Source organism: Streptomyces sp. 3N207 (genome assembly GCF_052246355.1).
Lineage (GTDB): Bacteria > Actinomycetota > Actinomycetes > Streptomycetales > Streptomycetaceae > Streptomyces.
In genome coordinates this window covers 1-1,863 of record NZ_JBQQBV010000059.1, presented here as the reverse complement: position 1 = coordinate 1,863, position 1,863 = coordinate 1, and the positions used below count along the sequence as shown (strand labels likewise).

Here is a 1,863-nt window from a genome sequence, read left to right as displayed (position 1 = left end):
CCCCCACCCGCAGTAGCTGCTTCATGTCCGCGACATCTTCCTTCTCGGGTCATCAAGGTCCACTGCCGCAAATCCCAAATCCACGTGAAGTCCCGTGGGTGCGGCACGTCCCGACATCCCACCGGGGGTGTCCCGGCACAGGAGCTTGACAGATGCCGGAGGTACCGGGGCTTGCTTCGCCGCACCCCGGTACCTCCGGCATCTGTCCGGGCCCCCCTGCCGGGACACCCCCGGTGGGGCACCGTGGAACCCGTCGGGTCAATCCGTCATGGGTTCCCGGGCTCCTTATGGAGCTTGGGAGGTTCAGCCGTGGCTTGGAACGGCTTGGCCCTGCGTATGTCGTACGCAAGGCACTTCAGCCCCGTGGCGTGGGCGCAAGGCGCAACCTTCGCAGGAGGTTTGGCCGAGTGGTCGATCATGCTCATCGTGCCGATGTTCGTCTTCTCAGTGACTGGTGACCCGTTCATGAGCGGCGCGACAGGCGGTGCGTTGCTGGGCACCGCATTTGTTGTCCGCTTTCTTCTCGGCCCGGTGATCAACCAGATCGGGGCGCGACGGACCGAGTGGGTTGCCGCGGCGGTCCAAACGGTCTGCGCGGTGGGGATCGCCGTGCTCGTCGGTATGGACGAGCCCCCCATCCTGGTGCTGATCGGAGCCATGGCTGTGCTGGGGGGTGCGGGCGGCGCAAACACCCTCGCCAAGGACACCATCTCGCCGAAGGCGGCGATGTACGTCGGGCTCACGCCTCAGCGAGGTTTCGCTTTCAATTCCGCGGCGATCATCACGAGTCAGGCTTTCGGGCCTACGCTCGGTGCGTTTGCGTCGTCGTACGTCCTGGTGGGCGTGATCGGGGCTGCGGCCCTGCTCAAGGTGAATGCTCTCATCGCCGGTTTCGCCCTGCCGCGCGACATGGAGACTCCTGTTCCGGCAGAGCCGGGCGGGTACTGGAAGAGCCTCGGTAGCGGCGTCGCCTACGTCTGGAAGAACCGCACGCTCCGCAGGGTGAACGGAATGCTGTTCGTCGTCGAGGGGCTGATTGCTCCGTTGAACGGAGTGGCCTTGCCCATGTGGGCCAAGGAGACCGGTGCCAGCATGGGGGCGGTCGCGACGATCGTCAGCGCGTCCGCGTTCGCGGGCATCGCGGGAGCCCTGCTAGCGATGCGTGTGGGCGAGCGGGTGCAGCCCTGGAAGATTCTGACGGTGGCGTACGTCGCCATCGTGGCTCAGCTGGCCGTGCTGGGCTTGGGTGCGCTGGGCGTCGTCGTGCCGGTCTGGCAGGTCGCCGTGGTTTGGATCCTTGCCGGTATCTCTGGGTCGGCCCCGTACGCGCAGCTCCAGGCGATCAACGGCCTGTTGCCTCCGAAGGAGCTCCAGGCCCGAACGATGGCCGTCAGCGGTTCCATTGGCAGGTCGGGGAGTTCGGTGGGCAATTTCGTTGTTGGAGCGGGCCTGGCCCAGTTCGGGTTGTGGGCGATGCTCGCAGGCGCGGTTCTGTTGTTCGTGGTGACTCAGAGCACCGCGTGGTGCCAGCGGGTCCGAGCGCTTCCCGTGGGGGTCCGGCATCAGGAAGTGGGCGCCCCGGCGGTGGCAACGGCGTGATGTCTCGTCCGCTGCCCGCTTCGGTGGGCAACGGCTGACTGGTTGGTGGCCTCGGCGCTCCAGGGTGACGCCGGGGTCTGTTGTGGTTGTGCGGCATGTGCAGTGGGTTCGAGGGCGTCACCGAACGCCGCTGCCACCGCCCGCCGCCGCGCCTGCGGGCCGGGATCCGTACCCGCCGCCCGCCTATGTCGCCGGCCGCCGCCACGGCCCACCGGCGGCCTGCCCCCGTCCCGCCGTGCGGGGCTGCGGGCGCGTGCCCCACCC

1 protein-coding gene is annotated in these 1,863 nt (G+C 68.1%); it reads left to right on the top strand.

Annotated features, from left to right (window positions below):
* Positions 1–399: 399 nt before the first annotated feature.
* On the top strand, positions 400–1,599 hold the full coding sequence (locus tag ACTWP9_RS36600; RefSeq protein WP_443250636.1) for a hypothetical protein: 1,200 nt from the start codon (positions 400–402) through the stop codon (positions 1,597–1,599).
* Positions 1,600–1,863: the final 264 nt, after the last annotated feature.